The following is a 4,463-nucleotide window of genomic DNA, read 5'->3' on the forward strand; positions in this document are numbered from 1 at the left end:
TATCTTTTTTGTATAAAGATATTTAATGTATCACAAATAGTCAATATAAGGTGTATTTAGTCATGAATTTATTTTAATTAACTGATTTTTAATTTAATTAAATTAACCTTGCATTCTTATTAATCAGCAGCAGTCGAGAACGTTCATTAGGTATCATGAAAAAAATGTACATGTAAGTGTACATAATCTACAGTAAGAGTTATGTTGGTTTTTGAGGAAATTAATATGGCAATTACTGATTCATGGCTCCGTTCTACCAATGGTAAGCCCCAAGAAAAAATGGTTACTAAATCAGATAGGGATGGACTGTCTGTTCGTGTGACACCCAAAGGAAAAATCATTTTTCAACTCAGGTATCGTTGGAATGGAAAAGGGGATCGAATTGACATTGGAACCTATCCAGCAACCAGCTTAAAAGATGCTCGTGACTCTGTGATTTTCTATCGCGGGGAATTGGAACAGAATCGCAATCCAAAAATAGTCAAGCGTGTTCGCAAAGAAGCGGTTTTGAATGCTGTTACGGTGGAAACCATTATCAGGGAGTGGTGGACGGCAACCATGCAAGGTTCAAAAGTAAGGGCGGACGATATTTTGCGCTCTTTTGAAATTCATGTATTCCCTAAAATTGGCATGCTACCTCATGACGAAGTGACGCTTCATGTATGGCTTTCTTTAATTGAAAGCATAGCTAAACAAGTGCCATCAATTGGCGATCGCATATTAACATACACCAAGACTGCGCACAGATGGGCAGTTCGGCGCGGAATGACAAGTTTCACACCGTTGTCTGAGGTTGAATTAAATGATTTAAGTGGAAAAAAAATTGGTTCTGGTGCTAATTCTAAAGTGAATGAGAGAGCATTGAGCGAGGATGAGTTGGTTGTTCTTTTTCAGGTTATCAATTCTTCCCGATATAATCCACGTGATACACTGATAATAAAACTATGTCTTTTATTTGGCTGCCGCATTGGTGAATTACTGAAAGCCAAAGTGAACGACTTTGATTATGAAAAAGATATTTGGATTATTCCCCCTAAAAACCACAAGACAGGAAGGAAATCTAAAAAGCCCATTATTAGACCCATTATCCCTGTGGCTAAAGAGTTAATTGAGCAAGCCAAGAGATTAAACGGTGGGAGTGAGTATTTATTTGTTGTGGGAAGTGGTAATCCATTTTTACCAGTGGGGGGACACGCAAGCATAATGACCATGCTAAACAAAAAAATGTCTCTTCACCTTCCTAATTGTAAGCCTTTTTCAATTCATGATTTGCGTAAAACCATGCGTACAGGCGTATCTGAATTAACAGCCCCGCATGTGGCTGAAATTATGGTTGGTCATAAACTGCCGGGAATTTGGCAGGTGTACGATAAGCACACCTACCTAAATGAGCAGAGAGAAGCCTATGAACGCTGGTGGGATAAACTGATTAAAATTGTTTCCCGTCCTCCCAGTCAAGAATGTCCTGCCGTAGAAAATTAAGCTGATTGGATTTAAACTTGGGTTTTGGGAAGCCTTCGCGCCTCTGCTTCCCATTACCGCACCATAATCTTATAGTATGCGGTTTTACACCGTATCGTTCTGCCAGTTCCTGAGTTTTAATGTAAGGTGACTGATTCATTTTTCCTCTCCTTTCTGATACCCGTTCTCCAATATCACCCTTGCTACACTCGCCGGGGTTGCCTTATCACTCCACGTTGCATCGAAAATAATGTTGTTCAGTTCCGCCATGAGAATATCGTTCAAATTCTTCGGTCTTGCGGAGTAGGGCACCCCATCAGGCACCCCTTCCATAATGTCGATAGTGAGCTGGGCTATTTCTGTTGCTTCTCGTTCCGGCTTACGGTATCCAGAATGCCAGACTACATCAGTGATATCTGACGGATCACCCCAGACTGAGGCAATAATCTGAGTCAGGTGGAATGAGTTATTGATCATGCCCGTGCCTCCGTGAGTAAATAGGCTTCCAGTTCGTAGACGAGATCTAATAATTCAGTCTTCTTTTTTTGCTCGGCATGCAATGTATTCAGGTGCTGTTCGAGTTGCTCCAGTTCCTGCTTCAATACGCTACTTCTGGGAACAGTCAGAAAGTCGCCGGATTCAGTCGCTGATTTTTCTCTTTGCTCTTCCGCTTTCTTCAATAACCAATCTGCCCACTCACGCCCGTCGTCAATTTGTCCGGGCAAGCCAATTTGATTCTGTGCGTTATCGATGCTTATCATTGTTCTTCTCCTTGATGACTAACGGTGTCTATATCTTCCCCACAGAAAGGGCAGAAATTCAGCATGACTCCGGAGCCGACAAACTCACCCGAATGCAGCTGAACGATATCGGTTCCGGGTTTTCCGGTTAGCACATTGATTCTCATTGGCAGGTATAAACCCTTACTCTTTTTTGTTGGTGTGCCGAATTGAAGTGCTTTTGTTAAGCCGTTACAGGCAGTTAATTTGTTTTCGTTCTTTTTGCATTTGCTCATTATTTTCTACCCCGTTTGTTATGCTTTTTCTTCGCTGGTGTTATCTTCACTGCTGCCACTTTGGGTGCTGGTGGAAGAGGAGGGCAGATGCCCTCATGAATGTAAAAGTTGCGTCTCATGGTATGGATAATGCGCTGCCCCCAATCCCTGCCGTCGTCGATGTGGACTATTGTTCTGACCAGTTCGTCGTCAATGTCCACCATCTGGCGGTGTTCCTCAGTCATTGAAACATCCCCTTAGCCGCCAGTGTGTTTCCCATGTCATTGATCATGCTTTGCCATATTTCACGCCCGTAGACTGTCAGGAGACCATTGACGACACATTTCTCCATCAGGGCGATGGCGATAACTTCCCATGCCGGATAACTCTGCTGTAATGCTTCCAGTGCGTAACTGTCTACCAGTTCACGAATGCCTTTTGCCCCTTCGACAATAGCGACATTAATTTCTGTTTTGCCGACTTGCATCGTGAAGTGAGCACCGCCGTTACGGGTCACTACATCGTTATAGATAGCGGCTGAATAGCTGTTCGCCAGCGCGTTGAGGCGAAAGTTTTTTGTTATCATATGAGCCTCCTTATACTCGGCATGGCATAACAATGAGCTGAGGGTTGCCGTAGCGCTGATTAATGTTGTCGCTAAACTTCATCAAGCAGGCATCTGTCATGCTGGATGGATACATAGAGACAGCGATAAATACCGAATCGCCCTCAAACATTTTGTAGGGATAGGCTAGATATTCAGCCTGAAAGTGAGGAATAACACTTTCTACTTTCTTGGGGATAACCCGATCTAAATCAGGGAAACGGCCATCCAGCAAGGTTAATGCGCTGAATCCCACCCTCATTCCGGTAATATCTCTGTGGACGGCATAAGGTTCTTTGGTGAAATGCAGTTCTGTAGTTTCTGCTTTCTTGGGGATCTTCCCGTGGAACTGCACAATCGCTTTGCGGCGTGTGCTGATGCCATGCTCTAACCGGAGGGCAACATGCCCGTTGGTTGCCTCCAGATAATTAGAGGTGATATGCACTCCACATAGATAATAACGTGGGTCTTTTTTCGCTACACAGACCAATGCAGCACGTAACAAATTAGAATTAATAATCATTGTTTGTCCTCCCATCCAATAACCTGAAAACTGCCCATTTTGGGATGTGACCAGCGAGTACCACGTTTTTCTGCTTCACTCATCATTAGGTGGAATGCGATCATAAAATCTTCTTTGAACACCACCTTCATAGGGCGAGGCTGTCCATCCGGTGTCAGGGTGGTGATGCTTTGCGTAGGAACACTATATTGTTCAGCTAAAGTGCGGCATTTGGCGTTACTGAGTCCTGATTCAGTCGCAGCCAGAGAGAACCCAATCCAACCCACAGGGATAGTGCCGCGCTTGATTTGCTCGACCGTTTCCTGAACCTGATCAACCTTTTCACCAATATGGTTAATCTGGCGCTGCTGCTGGGCGGTATGACTGGCAATTCTGGCAATCATTTCAAGTTCGCTCAGCGCGGTTTGTGGTTTACGGAAGTAGTTACTGACCAGTTCACGCTGAACCTGCCATGCAATATCATCATTGAATGGCTTGGTTAACATGAGATAACCAGTTTCTGTAAGGATCATTCCTTTAGGGGTGCGAGAGGGAAAAATCCCTGAAAGTGACTCCGTACGTATTACGTCCGCAGTCAGTTCATGAAAATCCACGCCTTCAATAAAATGTTCGCGATTGCGATTAAAGGCTGCGCGAGCAGTTCCTTCTGGTCGTGCGTGAACTTGGTCAATCATGGAAAATGTCACAACACGTTGCCCTTGATATTCCACGACAGGCATTTGAGTTTGATTGATGGTGATGACTTCATTTTTCTTACTCATATCTCGTCTCTCAATGTGTGCTTGGTGATGCTGGTTCAGCAGTAAATAATTTGAATCCGTTGATAAATACTCCGTCGATAAAATCACGCATCCATGTACTACCGTTTTCTTTTTCATTTA

At 43.7% G+C, this 4,463-nt stretch carries 8 protein-coding genes; 1 reads left to right on the top strand and 7 read right to left on the bottom strand.

The genetic code is table 11. The features are described from left to right. The first annotated feature begins 225 nt into the window (after positions 1–225). On the top strand, positions 226–1,482 hold the full coding sequence (locus AACS92_RS19705; RefSeq protein WP_099111965.1) for a tyrosine-type recombinase/integrase: 1,257 nt from the start codon (positions 226–228) through the stop codon (positions 1,480–1,482). A 135-nt stretch (positions 1,483–1,617) separates the two neighbouring features. Here the strand turns inward: AACS92_RS19705 and AACS92_RS19710 are convergent, their stop codons facing one another. Genes AACS92_RS19710 through AACS92_RS19740 form a run of 7 tightly spaced genes read right to left on the bottom strand, consistent with a single transcriptional unit; the run spans position 1,618 to position 4,343 of the window. Continuing rightward, the gene (locus AACS92_RS19710) at positions 1,618–1,938 is read right to left on the bottom strand and encodes a hypothetical protein (protein WP_099111967.1); all 321 of its coding nucleotides are present in this window, start codon (positions 1,936–1,938) and stop codon (positions 1,618–1,620) included. Continuing rightward, complete coding sequence (locus AACS92_RS19715; RefSeq protein ID WP_099111968.1) at positions 1,935–2,222, bottom strand: hypothetical protein; 288 nt, start codon at positions 2,220–2,222, stop codon at positions 1,935–1,937. Before AACS92_RS19715 ends, AACS92_RS19710 begins: the two co-directional genes overlap by 4 nt. Beyond that, complete coding sequence (locus tag AACS92_RS19720) at positions 2,219–2,476, bottom strand: hypothetical protein (RefSeq protein WP_099111969.1); 258 nt, start codon at positions 2,474–2,476, stop codon at positions 2,219–2,221. Before AACS92_RS19720 ends, AACS92_RS19715 begins: the two co-directional genes overlap by 4 nt. Next, a complete protein-coding gene (locus AACS92_RS19725) occupies positions 2,476–2,700 on the bottom strand; it encodes a hypothetical protein (RefSeq protein WP_193757013.1) in 225 nt (74 codons plus the stop codon). The genes AACS92_RS19720 and AACS92_RS19725 overlap by 1 nt, the downstream gene beginning before the upstream one ends. Further along, positions 2,697–3,041: a hypothetical protein gene (locus AACS92_RS19730; protein ID WP_099111970.1), complete on the bottom strand. Its 345-nt coding sequence runs from the start codon at positions 3,039–3,041 to the stop codon at positions 2,697–2,699. The genes AACS92_RS19725 and AACS92_RS19730 overlap by 4 nt, the downstream gene beginning before the upstream one ends. A gap of 10 nt (positions 3,042–3,051) precedes the next feature. Beyond that, complete coding sequence (locus tag AACS92_RS19735) at positions 3,052–3,582, bottom strand: hypothetical protein (protein WP_099111971.1); 531 nt, start codon at positions 3,580–3,582, stop codon at positions 3,052–3,054. Next, positions 3,579–4,343 carry an ORF6N domain-containing protein gene (locus AACS92_RS19740; RefSeq protein ID WP_099111972.1) on the bottom strand — a complete coding sequence of 255 codons (765 nt, stop codon included), beginning with the start codon at positions 4,341–4,343 and terminating at the stop codon, positions 3,579–3,581. Before AACS92_RS19740 ends, AACS92_RS19735 begins: the two co-directional genes overlap by 4 nt. Positions 4,344–4,463: the final 120 nt, after the last annotated feature.

Source organism: Xenorhabdus sp. KJ12.1 (assembly GCF_963876495.1).
GTDB classification, from domain to species: domain Bacteria; phylum Pseudomonadota; class Gammaproteobacteria; order Enterobacterales; family Enterobacteriaceae; genus Xenorhabdus; species Xenorhabdus stockiae.

Bases quoted from the DNA above. Each gene is read 5' to 3' on its own strand.
- AACS92_RS19705 (WP_099111965.1), top strand. From the start codon at position 226: ATGGCAATTACTGATTCATGGCTCCGTTCTACCAATGGTAAGCCCCAA.
- AACS92_RS19710 (WP_099111967.1), bottom strand. From the start codon at position 1,938: ATGATCAATAACTCATTCCACCTGACTCAGATTATTGCCTCAGTCTGG.
- AACS92_RS19715 (WP_099111968.1), bottom strand. From the start codon at position 2,222: ATGATAAGCATCGATAACGCACAGAATCAAATTGGCTTGCCCGGACAA.
- AACS92_RS19720 (WP_099111969.1), bottom strand. From the start codon at position 2,476: ATGAGCAAATGCAAAAAGAACGAAAACAAATTAACTGCCTGTAACGGC.
- AACS92_RS19725 (WP_193757013.1), bottom strand. From the start codon at position 2,700: ATGACTGAGGAACACCGCCAGATGGTGGACATTGACGACGAACTGGTC.
- AACS92_RS19730 (WP_099111970.1), bottom strand. From the start codon at position 3,041: ATGATAACAAAAAACTTTCGCCTCAACGCGCTGGCGAACAGCTATTCA.
- AACS92_RS19735 (WP_099111971.1), bottom strand. From the start codon at position 3,582: ATGATTATTAATTCTAATTTGTTACGTGCTGCATTGGTCTGTGTAGCG.
- AACS92_RS19740 (WP_099111972.1), bottom strand. From the start codon at position 4,343: ATGAGTAAGAAAAATGAAGTCATCACCATCAATCAAACTCAAATGCCT.